The organism is Arthrobacter globiformis, assembly GCF_030817195.1.
GTDB classification, from domain to species: domain Bacteria; phylum Actinomycetota; class Actinomycetes; order Actinomycetales; family Micrococcaceae; genus Arthrobacter; species Arthrobacter globiformis_D.
Map to the genome: position 1 here is coordinate 4,049,508 of NZ_JAUSYZ010000001.1, position 21,125 is coordinate 4,070,632.

A 21,125-nucleotide genomic window follows, 5' to 3' on the forward strand; every position below is an offset into this window, starting at 1 on the left:
GCGTAGCCGGAAACCGCCGCGGTTGAGAGACCGCAACACTGGGTCGGCCCAAGTTGCGGCGCATTTCGCACCGTTGCCCGCCATGCCTGATCCGATACCCGGGAATGCAAAATGGCCGGCCCCCTGCGGAGGCCGGCCATTTTCACAACGCTATTCCCACTCGATGGTTCCCGGCGGCTTGCTGGTGACGTCGAGCACCACGCGGTTGACGCCGTCGACCTCATTGGTGATCCGGTTGGAGATCCGTGCCAGCAGGTCGTAGGGAAGCCGCGACCAGTCGGCCGTCATGGCGTCCTCGGAGGAGACGGGGCGCAGCACGATCGGGTGGCCGTAGGTACGGCCGTCACCCTGGACCCCCACGCTCCGGACGTCCGCGAGGAGAACCACGGGCATCTGCCAGACGTCGTTGTCGAGTCCGGCAGCGGTCAGTTCTGCGCGGGCGATGGCGTCTGCCTTGCGGAGCAGGTCCAGGCGTTCCTTGGTGACCTCGCCGACGATGCGGATTCCCAGGCCGGGGCCGGGGAACGGCTGGCGGCCAACGATCTCCTGGGGCAGGCCGAGCTGGGCGCCCACGGCGCGCACCTCGTCCTTGAACAGGGCGCGCAGCGGCTCAACGAGCTCGAACTGCAGGTCCTCGGGCAGTCCGCCCACATTGTGGTGGCTCTTGATGTTCGCGGCGCCCTCGCCGCCGCCGGATTCGACGACGTCCGGGTACAGGGTGCCCTGCACGAGGAACTTGATCTTTTCACCGTGTGCCGCTGCCTCGGCGATGATCGCCAGTTCGGCCTCTTCGAACGCACGGATAAACTCGCGGCCGATGATCTTGCGCTTGGTCTCGGGGTCGCTGACGCCGGCCAGTGCGGCCTGGAAGCGCTCCTGCTCGTTGGCCACGTAGAGCTTTACACCGGTGGCGGCAACGAAGTCGCGCTCCACCTGCTCGGCCTCGCCTTCGCGAAGCAGCCCGTGGTCGACGAAGACACAGGTCAGCTGGTCGCCCACGGCGCGCTGGACGAGGGCTGCGGCAACAGCGGAATCCACACCGCCGGAGAGGCCGCAGATGACCCGGGCATCGCCGATCTGCTTGCGGATGCGCTCCACCTGCTCCTCGAGGATGTTGCCCGTGGTCCAGTTCGGTTCCAGCTTGGCGCCCTTGAACAGGAAGTTCTCCAGGACCTGCTGGCCGTAGGCCGAGTGCTTCACCTCGGGGTGCCACTGCACGCCGTACAGGCACTTCTCCTCATTGGCGAAGGCGGCAACTTCAGCGCCCGCTGTGGTGGCCAGCACCTCAAAGCCCTCGGGAGCCTCATGGACGGAGTCACCGTGGCTCATCCAGGTGTTCTGGTGCTGGGGCATTCCTTCGAGGACGGAACGGCCTTCACCGAGGATGGTGGTCTGGGTGGAGCCGTACTCCCGCAGGCCGGTCTTGTCCACCTTGCCGCCGAGGGCGTTGGCCATGGCCTGGAAGCCGTAGCAGATGCCGAAGACCGGAACACCGGCCTCGAAAAGGTCGGCGCCGACGCTCGGGGCACCGTCGGCGTAGACGCTGGCGGGTCCGCCGGAGAGGATGATGGCGGCGGGGTTCTTGGCCAGGAGCTGCTCAGTGCTGTAGGTATGCGGAACCACTTCCGAATACACATTCGCTTCCCGGACGCGGCGGGCAATCAGCTGCGCGTACTGGGCACCGTAGTCAACAACCAGCACCGGCTTCTGGGAAGTTTGGGATGCAGTGGGAGTAGTCACCGTACTAGCCTACTTGGCGCGATTGCCCCGACGCATCTTGAGCGGGCCTGCTGTGACGCACGGAACGCTGATCAGCAGCGGCTGGGATCAGTAGCGGCTGGCGGCCTGCGGGTTGGCGGCGAGTTCGGCCTCCACCTCGGCGTGGAACTTCTTCTCCACGATGAAGGACAGGAACGGGACCACGCCGCCGAGTGCCAGCAGGATCATTTTGGCGAACGGCCAGCGCATCAGCGTCCAAAGCCGGAAATTGGACATCAGGTACACGACGTACATCCAGCCGTGGACGATGAGAACGGTCACGGACACGTTGAACCCGCCGAGGACGCCCTTCGGTTCCGCCTGCGCGAAGCCGAAGCCGAACGGCTGGCCGGTCAGGGCGTCCGTTCCGCCGGCGAAGAGGTACTGGCCGAAGCCGTAGCGGGCCACCAGCTCGGCGCACAGCAGCAGCAGCATGGCACCCGTGAGGTAGGCCATGACCTTGTAGAACTTCAGGGCGGAGCGGATCTGTGCCTCCGTGCCGCCGAAGCGTCGCTTCTTCGCCGCCCCGGTGGGGTTCGAGGGCTGGATGGCCGGCTTGGGTTCGATCATGGCTGTACCTTTTGTTGGATCTCGTTGGGTTGGGTAGGTTCTGGTCCGTCGTGGCTGTGGCCACCGGCGTCGTGGTCATCGGCGTCCTCGAGGCTTCTGCGGTAGTCGTCCTTGACCAGCCGCCACCAGATGAACAGGGCAAATCCGGCAAAAACGATCCACTCCACGGAGTAGAACAGGTTCAGCCAGTTGACCTTCGCGGCCGGCGGCTGGGCGGCGATGCTGAGCGGTTCCAGGCCGCTGCCGGCGGCAGCACCGACGTCGGCCGTTCCTGACTTTTCCGCCGTGGCGGAAACGAACGCGGGGTAACTGCTGACGTTCCAGGCATTGATGAGTTCAGCCACCGAGACTGCCGTCGCCCGGCCGGGTTCAGGGGCGGCGTTGGGCACCGGCGCCTCGGACGGCAGGAGCCGTCCGGTCAGCCGGATAACGCCCGACGGCGGGGCGCTGGCGTCAGCGGGATCGGCGATCCAGCCGCGGGCCACCGGTATATAGGTCTTCGGTGAGGCTGCCGCCCCTTTGAGCACGGGGGCGTCCGCCACCGCGAACGCTGTGACCACCCAGTATCCGGTCTTGCCGTCCTTCAGCCGGCCCGCAACCAGGACCTGCTTCGCCGGGTCGTAGGTGCCGGACGCCTCGACCATCTGGTCCGCCACCGAACCACGGAAGAAGTCACCCGGTTGCAGGGTTTTCGTTAAGGCCTGGACCTGCTCCGTGGCGGGGTTGACCGGCACCTCGGGCTGCGTGGAACGGCCGAACTGCCACTGGCTCAGGAGCACAAAGACACCCGAAACGGCGATCGCAAAGACCAGGCCTGCGATCCACCGGGGCTGGAGGGCTGTTTTCCACACCCCTTAACGTTACTTCGTCCTTGTGTAGAACAACGAAACGAGAGTGGGGCAGCAGGGTCCCTACGTGGCGACGAAGTCGACACGAAAGGGCCTGCCCCAATCTCTAATGGTCGAAGAAGACCAGGCTTGAGTTGATGAGCTCAGCGATGACCTCGGCGTCGTAGGCCCGGCGCAGCGATTCGCGGAACGATTCCTTGGACAGCGACCTGGCCAGGGTGGCGAGCACCTCAAGGTGGTCGGAGAACGAGCTCGCCGGCGTGGCGATGAGCAGGACCACGGTGGCCGGACCGTCGGAGGCGCCGAAGTCCAGGGCCTTGCCGTACTTGGTGATCCCGACGGCGATCGAGGTCTCGGAGACGAACTCGCTGCGGGCGTGCGGCAGGCCAACTCCCCCGGGCAGGCCGGTGGCCAGCTGGTGCTCGCGGGCGTTGACGTGCGCCAGGAAGCCCTCGAGGTCTGAGACGCGGCCGGCATCGTAGAGTTTCCTGGCCAGCTGGCTGGCCGCGTCCACCTTGTCCTCGGCGTCCATTTCGAGGATCACCATGTCCGGTGTGGTGAGTTCCGCGTCGTAACGGTCCAGTGGTTCCGCCAAGTGGTGTCCCTTCAGTGAGGCCGGGGCCTGTCCGGCGGCGGTTTGCGAGCTCAGCGCAGCGGGACGATGTCCTCCGCGCCCAGCCGGGCGGCATCGGCCGATTCGTCATCGGGCTGCTGCTGACTGAGCCGTTCGGCTTCCACCCGCGCAAGGTAATGCTTGATTTCGCTTTCCCGCTGCGCATCGCTCCAGCCAAGAATTTCTCCCATAAGCTTAGCGACTACCGGGACGGCAGACACACCGCGGTCCCACGCCTCAATGGAAATCCGGGTGCGCCGGGTCAGGACGTCGTGCACGTGCCGGGCGCCCTCGTGGGTTGCCGCGTACACAGCCTCGGCCTGCAGGTAGTCGTCCGCGCCGGGCAGCGGTTCCGCCAGTTCATGCCGGTCCTGGATGAGCGCAAGCACCTCCGATGCCATGGATCCGTAGCGGTTCAGCAGGTGCTCAACGCGTGCCACGTGCACCCCGGATTCCTCGGCAGTCCGGTTGCGGCGGTTCCAGGCAGCCTTGAACCCGCTGGCCCCCAGCAGCGGGATGGTTTCGGTGCAGCTCGGGGGCACGCGCTCGTCCATGCTGCGGGCGGCTTCGTCCACGGCATCCTTGGCCATGACGCGGTACGTGGTCCACTTGCCGCCGGCCACCACCACCAGACCGGGCACGGGATGGGCCACAATGTGCTCACGGGAGAGTTTGGCCGTGGAGTCGCTTTCCCCGGCCAGCAGCGGACGCAGCCCGGCGTAGACACCCTCCACGTCTTCCCGCGGTGAGGGGCCGTTTGAGGACCTTGTTGACGTGCTCCAGCAGGTAGTCGATGTCCTTGCTGGACGCGGCCGGATGGGCCTTATCCAGGCGCCAGTCGGTGTCGGTGGTGCCGATGATCCAGTGCCGCCCCCAGGGGATGACGAACAGCACGGACTTCTCGGTCCGCAGGATCAGCCCGACCGTTGACTGGAAACGGTCCCGCGGCACCACCAGGTGGATGCCCTTGGAGGCGCGCACCTTCAGCTGCCCGCGCTCGGTGACCATGGCCTGGGTTTCGTCGGTCCAGACCCCGGTGGCGTTGATGACCTGCTTGGCGCGGATGTTGAAGTGGGATCCGTCTTCGCGGTTGACCACCTTGGCGCCCACCACACGCTCACCCTCGCGCAGGAAGTCGACGACGGCGGTCTGGTTGACCGCGTGCGCCCCGTAGTAGGCGGCGGTCCGCACCAGGTTTGCCACGTACTTGGCGTCGTCCACCTGGCCGTCGTAGTAGCGGATCGATCCGATGAAGGCGTCGTCCTTCAGGCTCGGGGCGGCGCGCAGCGTGCCCCGGCGCGAAAGGTGCTTGTGGAACGGAACGCCGCGCTTGTGCCCGCCGGAAATGGACATGATGTCGTACAGCGCTATGCCGGCGCCAATGTACGGCCGCTCGACGACGTGTTTGGTCAGCGGGTACAGGAACGGCACCGGCCGGGCAAGGTGCGGCGCAAGTTCGGAAAGCAGCAGCCCCCGTTCCTGGAGCGCCTCCTTCACGAGAGCGAAGTCGAGCATTTCCAGGTAACGGAGGCCGCCGTGGATGAGCTTGGAGGACCGGGACGATGTCCCGGCGGCCCAGTCGCTGGCTTCCACGATGCCCACGTTCAGGCCGCGGGTCACGGCGTCCAGGGCCACCCCGGTGCCGACGATGCCGCCGCCGACGATAAGGATGTCCAGTTCCTTGCCCGGCTCCGCCGAAGCCTTCAGCGCCGCAAGGGCGGCCTCCCGCGCCTCGGGGCCTAATGCTCCCCTGGTCGCCCCCGGACGTTCACCGAAACCGGTCATGACGGGCCTCCATCCTCATCGAACGCTGTAGTTCACCAGAGTACTTCGTACGTCTGCCGATGGGCAGGGTGCGGGTGGAGGGCTGTGGATCAGTTTCCGGCGTAGGGCGAAACCACGACGTCGACCCGCTGGAACTCCTTGAGGTCCGAATAGCCGGTGGTGGCCATGGAGCGGCGGAGCGCGCCAATCAGGTTGGAGGTTCCGTTGGTGTGGTGGCCCGGCCCGAAGAGCACCTCTTCGAGCGGACCGACGGTTCCGATGTTGACCCTGTCGCCGCGGGGCAGTTCCAGGTGGTGGGCTTCCTGACCCCAGTGCCAGCCCTTTCCGGGGGCCTCCTCCGCCCGGGCGAGGGCGGTGCCGAGCATGACGGCGTCGGCGCCCATGGCGATGGCCTTGACGATGTCGCCGGAGGTGCCCATGCCGCCGTCGGCAATCACGTGGACGTAGCGTCCGCCGGACTCATCCATGTAGTCGCGGCGGGCGGCGGCGACGTCGGAGATCGCGGAGGCCATCGGCGAGTGGATGCCGAGGGCGCGGCGCGTGGTGGTGGTGGCGCCGCCGCCGAAGCCGACCAGGACGCCGGCCGCGCCGGTGCGCATGAGGTGCAGGGCGGGCGTGTAGCCGGCGGCACCGCCCACGATGACGGGGACGTCGAGTTCGTAGATGAACTGCTTGAGGTTCAGCGGCTCGTGGTCCTTCGAGACGTGCTCGGCGGAAACCGTGGTCCCGCGGATCACAAAGATGTCGACGCCGGCGGCCACCACGGTCTTGTAGTGTTCCTGGGTGCGCTGCGGGGTCAGCGACCCGGCCACGGTGATACCCGCGGCGCGGATTTCGGCAAGGCGCGTGGTGATCAGTTCGGGCTGGATGGGTGCCTGGTAGAGCTCCTGCATCCGGCGGGTGACGGCGGGGCTGTTGGTTTCGTCGGCAAGCGCCCCGATCTCGTCCAGCACGGACTGCGGGTCCTCGTACCGGGTCCAGAGGCCCTCAAGGTCCAGGACGCCCAGGCCGCCGAGCTTGCCGAGCGTGATGGCCGTCGCCGGGGACATGGCGGAGTCCATGGGTGCCGCGATGACGGGCATGTCGAACTTGTAGGCATCGATCTGCCACGAGACGGAGACATCCTTGGGGTCACGGGTGCGACGGTTGGGGACGATCGCAATGTCGTCCAGGGAGTAGGCACGACGCCCACGCTTGCCACGGCCAATCTCAATCTCGTAAGTCACTGCTCTAGGTTATCCCAGCCGAACGCCTGTCTGAGGACCGGGACACCGGGTGGCACGCCCTGGCGACGCGGGCGTTGGCTACAGTGGCCGGATGGGCAGACGCTGGATCTTCGGCGGCCACATCGCCGGCATCGGAACCGCCTCCGGCCTGCGCGCGGTGGTCGGGATCTGGCGGGAGTCGCCCTTTGGGCCGTTCGCGGATGCGATGGTCCAGCTGCCGTCGGGCCGGCGGATACTGCTGGCTCCGACCGGGGACGTGGCTGAGTTCATTGCCGCCACCTACAGCTTCGAGGAGGTCCGCATCGTCGACGTCCCAGCCGTGCTGACCGGGCAGACGCTAAGGGTCGACGCCGGTCCCTGGTGATCCGGGCCGGGATCGGGAGCCGGGCCCTCCTGGGTGCACTTCTGCGGACGGTACCCGGGCCCCTTGCCGTGCACAGCTCCGGTGACGTTCGGGTTCAGCAGCGTTCCGCCGCGGCCCAGCTTGGCCCGGGTCCGGACCACCGTGGTGGAGGTCAGATCCCGCCGGCTTCCTCGACGCTGAGCTGGGACTCGAACATCCGGAAATAGCGGCCGCGGAGTGCCACCAGTTCCCGGTGCGTGCCCTGCTCCACGATCCGGCCGTCCTCCAGCATGTACACAATGTCCGCCTTCTCGATCGTGGCGAGCCGGTGGCTGATGGCGATGATGGTGCTGCTGCGCTCGGCGAACAGCCGGGTGAAGATCCGGTGCTCCGCCAGCGCGTCGATGGCGGAGGTGGGCTCGTCCATGACCATGAAGGAGGCGTTCCGGTAGAAGTTCCGCGCCATGGCGAGCCGCTGCCACTGCCCGCCGCTCAGCCCGCTCCCCTTGCGGCCGCGCGGATCCTCCATCCAGTTGCTGACGTGGTTGTCCAGGCCGTTGGGCAGCTTGTTGATGAAATCCAGGGCCTCGGCATCGGCGGCCGCGCGGCTGATCCGCTCGTCGTTCCGGGGCGAGTCGACATCGCCGAACAGGATGTTTTCGGCAGCGGTGGCGAACTCGTACTTAAGGAACTCCTGGCTGAGCACCGCCAGGTGGCGGTGCCAGGAGGTGACGTCGACCGCGGCGAGGTCCACGCCGTCGAGCATCACCTGGCCGGAGTCCGGGCGGTAAAGCCCGGCCAGGATGCGGATCAGCGTGGACTTGCCGGCGCCGTTCTCCCCCACGATGGCGATGTGCTGGCCTTCGCGGATGGTCATGCTGATGCCGCGGATCACTTCGATGTCGCTGCCGGTGTAGGTGAAGCGGATGTCCCGCAGCTCAACCGTCTTGGGAGCTTCCAGCAGCGGCGGCGCGTGGCTGGAATGCACGGGCAGCGCCATGAACAGCTCATAGTCCTTGAGGTTGGCGAGGTCCTCGTCGATGGAGCTGAGCGAGGACACCAGGTTGTTCGCGGTGGACAGGGCCCGGCTGACGATCTGCTGGACGTAGAGAAACTGCCCCACCGGCTGGGCCCGGGCGATGATCTGGCCCACCACCCAGATGAGCGAGACAACCTCCGCGGCGTACTGCAGGGCGTCGGCCGCCAGCTGCTTGGGGATGTACCGCTTCTGGAAATCCAGCCGGCGCTTCTCGTCCGCGTCCCTGAGCCGGGAGCGCAGGCCCATCAGGTATCCGACGATCCCGTACAGGCGCATCTCGGCGATGTGCTGCGGGCGGAGCAGGTTGGTCTCGATCATCCGCCGCTGCCGCCGCGAATCCACCTGCGTGTTCCAGTGCGCGATCTGCTCGCGGGACAGCTTGAACTGCAGGTAGACGCTGGGCACGATCGCCACCAGCACGATCACCGCGATCCACCAGCTCACCAGCAGCAGCGCGCCGATGGCCAGGATCACCGACACCAGCTGTGTGAAGATGGCTGCGATCCGGTCCAGGACCCTGGCATAGGAATCGGAGAACCGCTTGGCGCGGTCGTAGAGGTCCACCGTTTCCTTGTCGTCGTACCGCCAGAAGTCCAGCGCCAGGAACCGCTCGTACATCAGGTCGCCCACGATGGCCCCCACCCTGAAGCTCATGAGCTGCTGGATGTAGCGGTCCACGCTGCTGAAGGCTCCCCAGAACAGGCCCAGCGCGGCGGTGATGATGACGTAGACGATGGCCTGCTGCCCGGCGCCGGCGTCCCCGTTGTAGGCGGCGGCCAGCGCAGTGGTGGTCAGGCCGGCGAAGTACGTGGTGACCAGGGGCAGGACCGCCGAGATCAGCGATCCGGCCACCTTCATGAGCACGGCACCTGGCGACGCGCGGAAACTGACGCGGAGGACCTGGGCGACGGCACGCGCATAGGGCTTGAGTGCCAGCCGCCGCTGGGGTTCCCTTTTCGGGTTCAGTTCGGCGGGATGGCGTGGTTGGGACATGGCTCCAGCCTAGCCCCGGCGGGGATGACCGCTGATTGAGCTTGTCTGGGACCGCTCAACCAGCGGACTGGGGCCACGCCCGCCGGGTTCCCTGACCGAGCTTGCGAGGTGAGGGAGCGGGTGGGGATTAGCGTGAACCGTAGTTCGGCGCCTCGACGGTCATCTGGATGTCGTGCGGGTGCGATTCCTTCAGGCCGGCCGGGGTGATGCGGACAAACTTGCCGCGGGCCTTGAGCTCGGGAATGGTCGGGGAACCCACGTAGAACATGGTCTGGCGGAGGCCGCCCACCAGCTGGTAAGCCACCGACGCCAGCGGGCCGCGGTAGGCCACACGGCCTTCGATGCCCTCGGGAATGAGCTTGTCATCGCCGGAGACGTCCGCCTGGAAGTAGCGGTCCTTCGAGTAGGACGTGTTCTTGCCGCGCGACTGCATGGCCCCGAGGGAGCCCATGCCACGGTAGCTCTTGAACTGCTTGCCGTTGACGAAGATGAGCTCACCCGGCGACTCGTCACAGCCGGCCAGCAGGGAGCCGAGCATCACGGTGTCAGCACCGGCGACCAGCGCCTTGCCGATGTCGCCGGAGTACTGGAGTCCGCCGTCGGCGATCAGCGGAACGCCGGCCGGAATGGCAGCCTTCGCCGATTCGTAGATGGCGGTGATCTGCGGAACGCCCACGCCAGCCACGACGCGGGTGGTGCAGATGGAGCCCGGGCCGACGCCCACCTTGATGCCGTCGGCACCGGCGTCGATCAGCGCCTGGGCGCCTTCGCGGGTGGCAGCCTGGCCGCCAATGATGTCCACGTGCGCAGCAACCGGATCTGACTTGAGGCGGCGGATCATGTCCAGCACACCCTGTGAATGGCCGTTCGCGGTGTCCACAAAGAGAGCGTCAACGCCGGCGTCCACCAGCTTCATGGCCCGCTCCCAGCCGTCACCGAAGAAGCCGATGGCGGCACCGACACGCAGCCGGCCCTCGTCGTCCTTGGTGGCCAGCGGGTACTGCTCGGCCTTGGTGAAGTCCTTGGTGGTGATGAGGCCCTTCAGGCGCCCCTGCTCGTCCACCAGCGGGAGCTTCTCGATCTTGTTCGTGGCCAGCTTGTGCGAGGCCTCTTCGCGGCTGATGCCCACGTGGCCGGTGACGAGCGGCATCTTGGTCATGACGTCGCTGACCAGGCGGATCGGGAAGTCGGATTCCGGCACAAAGCGGGTGTCGCGGTTGGTGACGATGCCGAGGAGCCGGTTGCCGTCGTCAACCACGGGAAGACCGGAGACGCGGTAGCGGGCGCACAGTTCGTCAAGTTCCTGCAGCGTGGCCTCGGGGCCGATGGTGAGTGGGTTCGTGATCATGCCCGACTCGCTGCGCTTGACGCGGTCCACCTGGTCGGCCTGGTCGTCGATCGCGAGGTTGCGGTGGACGACGCCGAGGCCGCCCTGGCGGGCCATGGCGATGGCCATCCGGGACTCGGTGACGGTGTCCATGGCCGCGGAAAGCAGCGGCGTCTGGACGGTGATGCGCTTGGAGATCCGGGACGACGTGTCGGCGTCGGAGGGGATCACGTCGGTGTGGCCGGGAAGCAGCAGGACGTCGTCGTACGTCAGGCCGATGAAGCCGAAGGGGTCGTGCTCGGGCTGGGTCATGAGTGCGCCTCTTACCTTGGTTTACAGGTTCACGGGTAGGGGTTGCAGCCGATGACCAGCCCGTCATTACGGGACTGGCCTGTGCAGGGTTGGCTTGGGGCCAGGAGGTGGTTCTGGAGGAATTGAATTAATACTAGAACCTTGGCGGCGATCCCCATATTCCGCGCGGGCATTGTGAGCAAGGGCACTACCGCGCCCGCTCCCTCCTCGCAAGCTCGGCCAGGGAACCCTCGCGCGCGTGGGCCCAACACATGCGGGCTATTTCCACCCCGTGGCGGCCAGAAGCCGCTTTTCGAACATCGGAATCATGGACTGGACGTACGTCTTGGTGAGGTGGTTGTCGTCCTTGTAGACGTAGACGTTGCCCACCACGGCCGGGCAGATGCCGTCGGCACAGATGAAGTCGCTCATGTCCATCAGGTGCAGCCCGTCCACCTTGCCCCGGTACGCGTCCAGGGGCGACTTGGCGGCCAGTGATTCACCCAGGGGCGGGTTACACTCCGGCGCGTCGGTGCCGTACTTCTGGACGCATTCGGGCATGTTGAGGGCGAAGCGGGGGTTGTCCCGGACGCCCACCACGTCCATCCCGGCGTCGGTGAACGGCTTGATGCCCTCCAGGTAGCCGGGCACATCGGTTTCGAACGGGGCTTCCTTGTGCGTGAGGGATGCCACGGTGAACACCGCGTCCGGCTGGTGCTCCATGACGTACGCGGCGCTGGCCTTGTTGAAGGCATTGCACTCGGCGTCACGCTCCGGGGATTCGGCGCCGAACCGGCAGTTCCCCTTCAGGAGGGTGACCACCTCCCAGCCGTGGTCCCTGGCGATGGGGCCGAGCGCGGCCATGTACTGCTGCGCATGGGAGTCGCCGAGCACCACGATCCGCTTGGTGACCTTGTCCGGCTTGCTGTTCTGCAGGCAGCCGTTGAGCAGCGGGTCGCTGGGGACGTTTTCGTCGGTGCACAGCCCGTCGATGTCCGCCCACTCGTTTTTCATGGCGGCCGGTGCCGGAATCACGGTGGCCTCCGGCGTAGGCTTGCCGGCGTTCTCCGGTGCCAGTGCGGCGGCGCCCGGAGTCAGCTCCCGCGGCTGCGCCGCTGCTGCCGCCTCCTCGGCACTCAGCTTGGTTTGCCACAGCGCGACCGGCCCGGCCAGCAGGGCGCCGCAGGCAACAATAACGACGGCGGTGCGCCAGGCCCGCAGTTGCGGCCAGTGCCATTCGCGCAGCGGCTTTTCCACGAAGCGGGTGGTCAGCACGGCCAAGACCACAGAACCAGCCACAATGGCGAGGCCCTGGACCAGGTTGGGCGCCGCGATGCCGGTGCTCGCCAATGCCAGCACCAGGACCGGCCAGTGCCACAGGTACAGGGCGTAGGAGTTGTCCCCCAGGGCCACCAGCGGCCTGGAGCACAGGATCCGGTCCACGCCGAACCGGCTCCCGCTTTGTCCGGCGGCGATGATGGCAGCCGCGGCCAGCGTGGGCCACAGCGCAATGAAGCCCGGGAAGGACCGGTCCACGGTGAGGAGCAGGCCGCAGGAGATCATGGCGGCGAGCCCGGCCCAGCCCAGAACCACGCGCAGCGCCTTCCCCGGTTTCAGGTAGGGCAGCGCCAGGGCCAGCAGTGATCCCAGCGCGAACTCCCACAGCCGGGTCCGGGTGTCGAAGTAGGCGTAGGCCTGGTTGCTGGCCGTCTGGTCGATGGAGAACACCAGCGAGGCGATGAAGATGCCGCTGAAGGCTACCATCAGGACGGTCCGGTAGCTGACTTCCCGGCGTCGCTGCAGCAGCCGCCACACCAGGGCGGAGCCGGCGAAGATGAGGGGCCAGAGAATGAACACCTGGCCCTGGATGGACAGCGACCAGAAGTGCTGGAGCGGGCTGGCTCCGGAGTGGTTCTGCGCATAGTAGTCCACCGCGCTGTTGGCCAGCAGCCAGTTCTGTCCGTAGAGGAGGGACGCCCACGCCTCATTGAGGACGTCGGGCCAGCGGCTCTGCGGCAGGACCAGCCAGGTTCCGGCCAGCACGCCCAGGATCACGACGACGGCGGCCGGGATCAGCCGCTTGAAGAGGTGCAGCCAGTGGCTCACGAGCCGCAGCGGCGTGCCCTTCTCCACCTTGCGGACGAAGGACAGGGTCAGCAGGAATGCGGAGATGAGGAGGAAGATGTCAACGCCGCCGGAAACCCGGCCAAGCCACACGTGGTAGGTGACGACCATGAGCACCGCGAGGGCTCGAAGGCCCTGGACCTCGGGCCGGTAGCCCGGCTTGGCCTTCAGGCGGGCAGCCCGCGGTTCATGGTTTTGTCCCCCTGCCGGCTCCTCGCGCGGCATGCTTCTCATCGGGTCAGTCGATCTCGCTTCTGGCACAGATAACCCCTCAAACGGCAGCACAAAGTACCCATGTTACCGATTTGTGACATTCGAGACGAATCAAACGCGCGGCGTGTGACCCGCGTCTCAGCAGGGCGGATACCTGTTTCATGGGCACTATAGAGTCGCCCCTAGGGGAAATTTAGCGGCGTGGGATTGGAGAGCCCGGTGATTGTGCAGATGCGCATTTGCGTTCCGGCCGAACTGACAACTCTCGTGGCTGACCTGTGCCAGCAGCAGGCCGGCACGGCCGAGGTTGCCCTGCATACCGGCGCCTCGATCCTTCCCAAAGGCGACGTGATTGTGGTGCACGTTGCCCGGGAATCGGTGGAGGAGCTGATAGAGAAGCTCCGGGCCCTTAAGATTGAGAGTCTCGGTTCGATTGCCCTTACAGCTCCGGACCTGGTTCTCTCCGACAGGGCCGACAAGGCTGAGGAAACGGCGCCCGGGGAAGGCGCCGACACGGTGATCTGGGACAAGGTATCCCGGCAGACCGGTGAAGAGTCCCGGCTCAGCTGGACTTTCCTGTCGTTCCTTGTGCTTGCCACCCTGCTCGCGGCCATCGGCATTGTCACCGACTCCACCATCGCCATCGTCGGTGCCATGGCCGTGGGGCCGGAGTTCGGGCCGCTAGCGGCGCTGGCTGTGGCTGTGGTGCGGGGAAACTGGAGCCTCGGCGGGCGCGCGGCGCTTGCCCTCGGTGTGGGCTTCCCTATCGCGATGCTCAGCACCGCGCTGATCACCTGGCTTGCGCTGCCCGCGGACCTCTTTCCGCGTAACGTGCTGGACCGCGCCCCGGGCGGCGGAGTTCATCTACCACCCGGGGCCGTTTTCGCTGATCGTGGCTGTCCTCGCCGGCGCTGCCGGGATGCTTTCCGTGATCAGCGGGCGCTCGGCCGCCCTGATCGGCGTCTTTATTTCAGTGACCACCGTGCCCGCGGCCGGCTTTGTTGCTGTGGCGCTGGTCCTAGGCGAGTTCAGCAAGGCGGCCGGCTCTGCCCTGCAGCTGCTGGTGAACCTCGGCGGCATCGCGGCCGCCGCCGTCGCGGTCCTGTACTTTTACCGGCTGGTCACCAAACGGCTTCCCGACGGCGTCGCGCTGCGGCTGCGCGGGCAGGCGCTTCGCGCCCGGAGGTAGAGGGCGCTAAACGCCGGACGCAGGAAGCGCAAAGGAGGCCCGGCCAGCAACAGCTGGACCGGGCCTCCTTGGAAAACCGCGAGAGCGGGCAGCAGCCTAGTGGCTGTGGCCTGCGTGCTCGTTTTCCTCGGCGGGCTTCTCGGTCACGAGGGTCTCGGTGGTGAGCACCAGCGCAGCGATGGAGGCTGCGTTGCGCAGGGCGGCGCGGGTGACCTTGACGGGGTCGATGACGCCGGCCGCGATCAGGTCCTCGTACTCGCCGGACTTGGCGTTGAAGCCGTGGTTGTTGTCCTGCTCGGCAACCCGGGCCGCAACAACGTAGCCGTCGTGGCCGGCGTTCTGGGCGATCCAGCGCAGCGGCTGGACCAGTGCACGGCGGACGATGCCAACGGCAGCAGCCGCGTCACCCTCGAGTGCCGTGACAGCCGGGTCCTCGTCGAGTGCCTTCAGTGCGTGGATCAGGGCGGAACCGCCACCGGCCACGATGCCTTCTTCGAGGGCGGCGCGGGTGGAGGACACTGCATCTTCGATGCGGTGCTTCTTTTCCTTCAGCTCAACCTCGGTGGCTGCGCCGACCTTGATCACGCCGATGCCGCCGGCCAGCTTGGCCAGGCGTTCCTGCAGCTTTTCCCGGTCCCAGTCGGAGTCGGTGCGGGTCAGCTCGGCGCGCAGCTGCGCAACGCGTGCTGCGACGTCCTCGGCGGAACCAGCGCCGTCAACGATGGTGGTGTTGTCCTTGGTCACAGTGATGCGGCGGGCGGTACCCAGCACCTCGAGGCCCACGGAGTCCAGGCTCAGGCCCAGTTCAGGGGACACTACCTGGGCGCCGGTCAGCGTGGCGATGTCCTGCAGCATGGCCTTGCGGCGGTCGCCGAAGCCCGGAGCCTTGACAGCAACCACGTTCAGGGTGCCGCGGATGCGGTTGACGATCAGCGTGGACAGGGCCTCGCCGTCGACGTCCTCGGCGATGATGAACAGCGGCTTGGAGCTCTGCAGCGCCTTCTCCAGCAGCGGCAGGAATTCCTGCACCGAGGAGATCTTGCCCTGGTTGATCAGGATGAGGGCGTCCTCGAGGACGGCTTCCTGGCGCTCCGTGTCGGTGATGAAGTACGGGGACAGGTAGCCCTTGTCGAACTGCATGCCTTCGGTGAGAACCAGTTCGGTCTGCGTGGTGGAGGATTCCTCGATGGTGATCACACCATCCTTGCCCACCTTGCCGAATGCCTCGGCGAGCAGCTCGCCCACCTCGTCGCTCTGGGCGGAGATGGCGGCAACGTTGGCCACCTGGGTGCCCTCGACGGGACGGGCGTTCTCCAGCAGTCGTGCTGCGACGGCCTCCACGGAGACCTCGATGCCGCGCTTGATCTGGCCCGGAGCGGCGCCGGCAGCAACGTTGCGCAGGCCTTCCTTGACCAGTGCCTGGGCGAGCACGGTAGCTGTGGTGGTGCCGTCACCGGCGACGTCGTTCGTCTTGGTGGCGACTTCCTTGGCCAGCTGGGCGCCAAGGTTCTCGTACGGGTCGTCCAGCTCGATTTCCCGGGCGATGGTTACGCCGTCGTTCGTGATGGTGGGGGCGCCCCACTTCTTGTCCAGCACGACGTTGCGGCCGCGGGGACCAAGCGTCACCTTAACCGTGTTGGCGAGCTTGTCGATGCCGGCTTCAAGCGACCGGCGGGCAGCGTCGTTAAACGCAAGCTGCTTTGCCATGGTTTGTCCTTTCAAGACAGAACCCCGTGCAGCCGCCCGGTCAGACAGAAATCAGACGCGGACGGCGGCACGGGGATCCAAAGAGTTACTTAACGACGATCGCCAGAACGTCGCGGGCGGAGAGCACGAGGTACTCGGTGCCGCCGGTCTTGACTTCGGTTCCGCCGTACTTGGAGTAGATGACAACGTCGCCAACGGCTACGTCGACCGGTACGCGGTTGCCGTCCTCGAAGCGGCCGGGGCCTACTGCAACAACTTCGCCTTCCTGCGGCTTCTCCTGGGCGGAGTCCGGGATGACCAGGCCGGAAGCCGTGGTCTGCTCGGCTTCGAGCGGGCGGACAACAATACGATCCTCAAGAGGCTTAATAGAGACCGACACTCGGACCTCTCCTTTTCGTCAAAATTCATGGACATTAAAACTGTTGCGCCATGGCGGCAGACCGTCGTCGCGGTGCCGGCAGCAGCCAGGCTGGCAGCTCTTCGTGTGTTAGCACCCTCCTAGGGAGAGTGCTAATGATGACTCTATGTAAGGGGTTAGCACTCGGTCAAGGCGAGTGCCAGAAATTCATCCGCCGTAACCCGCGGGACCCCCTTCGGTCAGCGCCCGGCGAGGTCGTCGAACCCCACGTCCTCGCCGCCGTCAGCGTCGTCGTCCCCCGTTTTCCGCTGTGCGCGGACAAGCACGGCGGCGGCCGCTGCAGCGGTCACGACCGACACGATGAGCACCACGATGCCGCCGACACGCGCGCCCAGGTACAGGTCCCGGATCTGCCGGGCTTCCTCGGTGGCGTCGCTGATGTTCTTGCCGCCCACGGAGTAGACGGTGGCATTGAAGGAGTCCAACAGGAAGATGATCACCAGCAGGACAAGACAAACGACGGCGACCACGGCTCCGGCGATCAGCGCAGGGCGTGCATACCGGGCCAGGCGGCTGTGCTGCGCCGGACCGGGGTTGGTGCTTTCGGGCTGATCGGGGGTGGGCGTTTCGCTGGATTCCATTCAGACCACCCTAGCGGGAAGAGCTTGGGGCGGCCGCTCCACTAGGCTTGATCCCATGTCTGAAGCACCGCAGGACCAGATCGCCCCGCTCCTCACGGAAGAAGGATGGGAGCTGCTGGCCTCGCTCGGACCCTACCGGGAGGACCGCTCCTTCGCCCTCAACTCGAGCCTCCGCAAGGCCGGCCACTCCCCCGAACTCGTGTCCGCGGTCCTGACGCAGTCACGGCTCCGGACCAGGGCGGAGGCCAAGTTCGGCGAGTTCGCCCGGCAGATGCTGTTCACCCAGGCCGGCCTGGAGCAGGCCACCCGGCTCAACGTCGCAGCCCGGCACGCCCAGCGCTTTGCCCAGGCGGGCATCCGCCACGTAGCCGATCTGGGCTGCGGCCTCGGTGCGGACGCCATGGCCCTGGCGTCCCTGGACATCGCTGTGACCGCTGTGGAGGTCGATGAGACCACCGCCGCCTGCGCCACGATCAACCTCATTCCCTTTCCGCACGCCACTGTGGTCCATTCGGACGCGACATCAGTGGCGCTGGAGGACGGGGCGGGCGTCTGGCTGGACCCTGCCCGGCGCACCACCACCACGTCCGGCACCAAGCGGATCTGGGACCCCGAGGCTTTCTCTCCGCCACTGTCCTTCGTGGAGTCGCTGGCGGCCGCGGGGCGCGCCGTCGGCGTCAAAATGGGACCCGGCATGCCGCACGAGTCGGTGCCCGGCGGCTGCGAAGCGCAGTGGGTCTCGGTGGGCGGCGACGTCACGGAAGTCACGCTGTGGTTCAACGCCGTGGCCCGCCCCGGAATCCGGCGGGCCGCCCTGGTCATCGGCGCCGAGGGTGCCGCGGAGCTCACCAGCAGGGAGGATTTCGACGCCGGACCAGTGGCCCCCGTGGGGCCGGTGGAGGGTTTCCTGTACGAGCCGGACGGTGCCGTCATCCGTGCCGGGCTCGTGGCCGACCTGGCCCTCGACCTGGGCGGCCACCTCGTGGACGAGCACATCGCCTACATCTGCGCCCCGGAACTGGTGGACACTCCGTATGCCCGGGCCTACCGGGTCCTGGAGGTCATGCCGTACAACGTCAGGGCGCTCAAGGCCTGGGTCCGGGAGAACGGCGTCGGCGTGCTGGACATCAAGAAGCGCGGCACGTCCGTGACGCCGGAGGAGTTGCGCAAGCAGCTGCTCCCTGCGGGTAAGGCCAGCGGCAAAACCGGCGGTAAGGCCAGCGGCAAAACCGGCGGCAAGGCCGCAGGTAAAAAGACAGCCACCCTGGTCCTCACCCGGATCGGGGAAGAGAGAGTGGCTGTCTCCGTGGAGCCCGTTTAATCACTGGGCGCGTCAGTTACTGGGCGCGGACGAACGCCTCGGCATCCCGGACCTGCTCCTCGGTGGGGCGGATTCCCGTGTACAGCACAAACTGCTCCAGCGCCTGGATGGTAGCCACCTCGGCGCCGGTGATGACCTGCTTGCCGGCCTCCCTCGCCGCCTTGATGAGCGGCGTTTCCGCCGGCAGGGCCACGACATCGAAGACCACCTTGGCTGCCTCTATCGTTTCGGCGGGGAAGGACAGCGCGTCGGCCTCCGGTCCCCCGGCCATTCCCACAGGCGTGACGTTGATGACCATGTCCGCGGTGGCATCCGGGCCGGCGCCCAGGTCCGCCCGCCAGGCAAAGCCGTAGAGGTCGGCGAGCGCACGGCCGGCTGCCTCATTGCGGGCGATGATGGTCACGTCCTTGAACCCCGCGTCGCGCAAGGCTGCGGCCGTGGCCTTGGCCATGCCGCCTGCGCCCTTGAGCAGCACCGATGACTCCGCCGGCACGGCGTTCCGCTGCAGCAGCTGCTCGATCGCCGTGTAGTCCGTGTTGTACGCCGTCAGCCGCCCGCCGTCATTGACGATGGTGTTGACGGAATCGATGGCCTTGGCGGACGGGTCCATGGCGTCCACCAGGGCGATCACGTCCTCCTTGTAGGGCATGGAGACGGCGCAGCCCCGGATCCCCAGGCCGCGGACGCCCGCGATCGCCTGGGCCAGGTCGGTGGGCGCGAAGGCCTTGTAGATCCAGTTCAGGCCCAGCTGGTCGTACAGGTAGTTGTGGAAGCGGGTCCCGTTGTTGCTCGGCCGGGCCGAGAGGGAGATGCACAGGGTCATGTCTTTGTTCAGTATCGGCACTCCTCCATTAAACGGTGGCACTGCCTTTGTTCCCTGCAGCCCGTTACCTGCAGCCCGGTGCTATCTGCAGCCCGTTGCTATTTGCAGCCGGTGCCGGGGCGGTGGGGTCCGACGGCGGCCGGCAGCTTTCCGGGGGCGGTGGCCTTGCCTGCCAGGACGGCCAGCAGCGCCTTGTACGCTCCGGGTGTCCGGCCGTAGAGGGCGATCTTCGTGGGCGCGGCGGACTGCGCCAAGGGCCACGGCGCGTCCAGGGCCACCGCAACATCGCCCTTCGCAGGGCCGCCGCCGTAGCCGATCAGGGTGACCAGCGGACCCGTCCCCAAGGCGATCCCCGCGTCCTTGGCCGCAGCGGCAAACCGGGCCCGGTCCACTGGCGTGCCCCCGGCCACCCGCACGTGGCCGCGCACGGAAGCGCCCTTGCACCGGCCGGCCACCACAGTGATGGCCCGTGCCGAAATTTTCGCGGAAAGCGCCTCGCCGCTCCCCGGCGCCGCCGGAGGCTGCCGCTGTGCCGTCCGTCCCCGCCAGATCATCATGGTGACCACCCGGCGGGCCGCTTCCTCGAGGCGCGAGAGCGGGAGCTTCCCCTCGGTGACAGCCCGGACGACGGCGGCATGCGCGGCGGGGGCATCAGCCGGCATCAGCAGCAGGTCCGCCCCGGCCGCCAGCGCGGCCGGCGCTGCTGAACCGCGGGGATAGCGGCCGGCCACCGCGCCCATGTTGAGCCCGTCCGTGACCGCCACGCCCTTGAAGCCCAGGCCGCGGAGCGCCTTGTAGGTTGCCTTCGAAATGGACGCGGGCACGCCCGGGTCCAGGGCCCGTGCTGCGATGTGTCCGGTCATGATCATGGGGGTTCCTGCCTTGATGGCGGCCTGGAACGGCTGCCAGTCCCGCGCCTTCAGCTGCGCGAGGGTGGCGTTCTGGACGGGGAGGCCCTTATGCGAATCGGTGGTCACCGAGCCGTGTCCGGGAAAGTGCTTGACAGTGGGCAGCACGCCGCCGGCCAGCATGCCTTTGGCGAAGCCGGCACTCAATGCTGCCGCGGCACGGGCGTCGGCGGACATGGAGCGCGCGCCGATCGTGGGATCGGCGGGGCCCATCGTGACGTCGGCCGCGGGCGCGAAGTCCACGGTGAAGCCCAGCGGCGCGAGTTCCGCCGCGAGCCCGGTGCCGGCTTCCGCGGCCAGGGGCACGCTGCCGGCGGCGCCGTAGCTCATGGGGGTGGGCCAGCGGGTCAGCGGCGTCCCGACACGGCTCACCGCTCCGCCTTCCTGGTCAACGCCGATCAGGCCGGGCCAGGTGCGGCCGCCGGCGCGGGAGGCCTTGTCCAGCCGGCGCGTCACTCCGGCCAGCGCCGGGACGTCCACTAGGCCAGTGGCTGTTCCGGGCACGTTGTCGGCCATGATCATGGATCCGGCGAGGTGGAGGCGTTCCACCATGGCAGCTTGGGCTTCATGGTTGAGGCCGGTGTAGAAGGGCAGGAGCACCTGCCCTGCCTTCTCCTCCAGGGTCATTTTCGCCACCGCCCCGGCGGCAGCCTCGGCATCCCGGTGCTGCGGGCCCCAGCCCAGCGCCGCAGTTTCCTTCGTTGCAGGCTTCGCCGCGGACGGGTCCGCGCTGTGCGTCCCGGTTTGCGGTGAAGCGGTCTGGGGCGTGTCAGGTGAGCCGGAAGCGGAAGTCGCGGGCGCCGTCGTCGTACGTTGTTCCGGTTCAGGTGCTGGCGGCGCCGTGCACGACGCGACGGCGAACAGCGCCGCGAGCGCTGCCGCTGTCCCGGCGGATGCAACGCCGGAACGTTGTTGGGGGGATTTGGGGCGGCTGGTTGTGTGAACACTCTCACGCGCCCTGTGTAGCCAAGCCATCTCTTCGATGCTACCCCTGCACTAGACTTGGATGACCGTTCCCCTGCCAGCCGTTCGCCAGGAACGGACGGCA

General features: G+C 67.3%; 16 protein-coding genes and 2 pseudogenes. 4 read left to right on the forward strand and 14 right to left on the reverse strand.

Going from position 1 to position 21,125, the window contains the following annotated elements:
* Positions 1-150: 150 nt before the first annotated feature.
* The 6 genes and pseudogenes from guaA to QF036_RS18470 all read right to left on the reverse strand — a co-directional run bounded on the left by guaA (position 151) and on the right by QF036_RS18470 (position 6,800).
* Positions 151-1,740: a glutamine-hydrolyzing GMP synthase gene (guaA, locus tag QF036_RS18445; protein ID WP_307104190.1), complete on the reverse strand. Its 1,590-nt coding sequence runs from the start codon at positions 1,738-1,740 to the stop codon at positions 151-153.
* Positions 1,741-1,827: 87 nt separating this feature from the next.
* A complete protein-coding gene (locus QF036_RS18450; RefSeq protein WP_003805264.1) occupies positions 1,828-2,328 on the reverse strand; it encodes a DUF3817 domain-containing protein in 501 nt (166 codons plus the stop codon).
* Complete coding sequence (locus QF036_RS18455; protein WP_307104192.1) at positions 2,325-3,179, reverse strand: SURF1 family protein; 855 nt, start codon at positions 3,177-3,179, stop codon at positions 2,325-2,327. Before QF036_RS18455 ends, QF036_RS18450 begins: the two co-directional genes overlap by 4 nt.
* 103 nt (positions 3,180-3,282) lie before the next feature.
* Positions 3,283-3,771 (reverse strand): PTS sugar transporter subunit IIA, encoded by a 489-nt coding sequence (locus tag QF036_RS18460; protein ID WP_307104194.1) that lies wholly within the window; start codon positions 3,769-3,771, stop codon positions 3,283-3,285.
* 50 nt (positions 3,772-3,821) lie between these two features.
* Positions 3,822-5,574 (reverse strand): annotated as a pseudogene (locus QF036_RS18465) (glycerol-3-phosphate dehydrogenase/oxidase).
* Positions 5,575-5,663: 89 nt separating this feature from the next.
* Positions 5,664-6,800 carry a GuaB3 family IMP dehydrogenase-related protein gene (locus QF036_RS18470; RefSeq protein WP_307104196.1) on the reverse strand — a complete coding sequence of 379 codons (1,137 nt, stop codon included), beginning with the start codon at positions 6,798-6,800 and terminating at the stop codon, positions 5,664-5,666.
* A 91-nt stretch (positions 6,801-6,891) separates the two neighbouring features.
* On the opposite strand from QF036_RS18470, the gene QF036_RS18475 reads away from it, so the two are divergent.
* Positions 6,892-7,164, forward strand: coding sequence for a hypothetical protein (locus QF036_RS18475; protein WP_307104198.1), 273 nt, complete (start codon positions 6,892-6,894; stop codon positions 7,162-7,164).
* Positions 7,165-7,315: 151 nt separating this feature from the next.
* Here the strand turns inward: QF036_RS18475 and QF036_RS18480 are convergent, their stop codons facing one another.
* The 3 genes from QF036_RS18480 to QF036_RS18490 all read right to left on the reverse strand — a co-directional run bounded on the left by QF036_RS18480 (position 7,316) and on the right by QF036_RS18490 (position 13,142).
* Positions 7,316-9,175, reverse strand: a complete 1,860-nt coding sequence (locus QF036_RS18480) for an ABC transporter ATP-binding protein (RefSeq protein ID WP_307104200.1) — start codon at positions 9,173-9,175, stop codon at positions 7,316-7,318.
* A 127-nt stretch (positions 9,176-9,302) separates the two neighbouring features.
* Positions 9,303-10,814 carry an IMP dehydrogenase gene (gene guaB, locus QF036_RS18485; protein WP_003805281.1) on the reverse strand — a complete coding sequence of 504 codons (1,512 nt, stop codon included), beginning with the start codon at positions 10,812-10,814 and terminating at the stop codon, positions 9,303-9,305.
* 258 nt (positions 10,815-11,072) lie between these two features.
* The gene (locus QF036_RS18490) at positions 11,073-13,142 is read right to left on the reverse strand and encodes an acyltransferase family protein (RefSeq protein WP_307105995.1); all 2,070 of its coding nucleotides are present in this window, start codon (positions 13,140-13,142) and stop codon (positions 11,073-11,075) included.
* A gap of 642 nt (positions 13,143-13,784) precedes the next feature.
* Between QF036_RS18490 and QF036_RS18495 the strand changes: the two are divergent.
* Positions 13,785-13,892: pseudogene (locus QF036_RS18495) on the forward strand (DUF389 domain-containing protein); the annotation flags it as partial.
* 130 nt (positions 13,893-14,022) lie between these two features.
* Positions 14,023-14,319, forward strand: coding sequence for a DUF389 domain-containing protein (locus tag QF036_RS18500; protein WP_307104203.1), 297 nt, complete (start codon positions 14,023-14,025; stop codon positions 14,317-14,319).
* A 96-nt stretch (positions 14,320-14,415) separates the two neighbouring features.
* Here the strand turns inward: QF036_RS18500 and groL are convergent, their stop codons facing one another.
* The 3 genes from groL to QF036_RS18515 form a co-directional block, all read right to left on the reverse strand.
* Complete coding sequence (gene groL / locus QF036_RS18505; RefSeq protein WP_307104205.1) at positions 14,416-16,026, reverse strand: chaperonin GroEL; 1,611 nt, start codon at positions 16,024-16,026, stop codon at positions 14,416-14,418.
* An 85-nt stretch (positions 16,027-16,111) separates the two neighbouring features.
* Positions 16,112-16,405 (reverse strand): co-chaperone GroES, encoded by a 294-nt coding sequence (gene groES / locus QF036_RS18510; RefSeq protein ID WP_003805290.1) that lies wholly within the window; start codon positions 16,403-16,405, stop codon positions 16,112-16,114.
* Positions 16,406-16,623: 218 nt separating this feature from the next.
* On the reverse strand, positions 16,624-17,025 hold the full coding sequence (locus tag QF036_RS18515) for a hypothetical protein (RefSeq protein WP_307104206.1): 402 nt from the start codon (positions 17,023-17,025) through the stop codon (positions 16,624-16,626).
* A 55-nt stretch (positions 17,026-17,080) separates the two neighbouring features.
* On the opposite strand from QF036_RS18515, the gene QF036_RS18520 reads away from it, so the two are divergent.
* Complete coding sequence (locus QF036_RS18520; protein ID WP_307104208.1) at positions 17,081-18,346, forward strand: class I SAM-dependent methyltransferase; 1,266 nt, start codon at positions 17,081-17,083, stop codon at positions 18,344-18,346.
* 16 nt (positions 18,347-18,362) lie between these two features.
* Here QF036_RS18520 and QF036_RS18525 read toward each other — a convergent pair whose 3' ends face one another.
* Positions 18,363-19,190 (reverse strand): shikimate 5-dehydrogenase, encoded by an 828-nt coding sequence (locus QF036_RS18525; RefSeq protein WP_307104210.1) that lies wholly within the window; start codon positions 19,188-19,190, stop codon positions 18,363-18,365.
* Positions 19,191-19,267: 77 nt separating this feature from the next.
* Entirely contained in the window at positions 19,268-21,052 is a 1,785-nt protein-coding gene (locus tag QF036_RS18530; protein ID WP_307104211.1) for a glycoside hydrolase family 3 N-terminal domain-containing protein, read from the reverse strand.
* Positions 21,053-21,125: the final 73 nt, after the last annotated feature.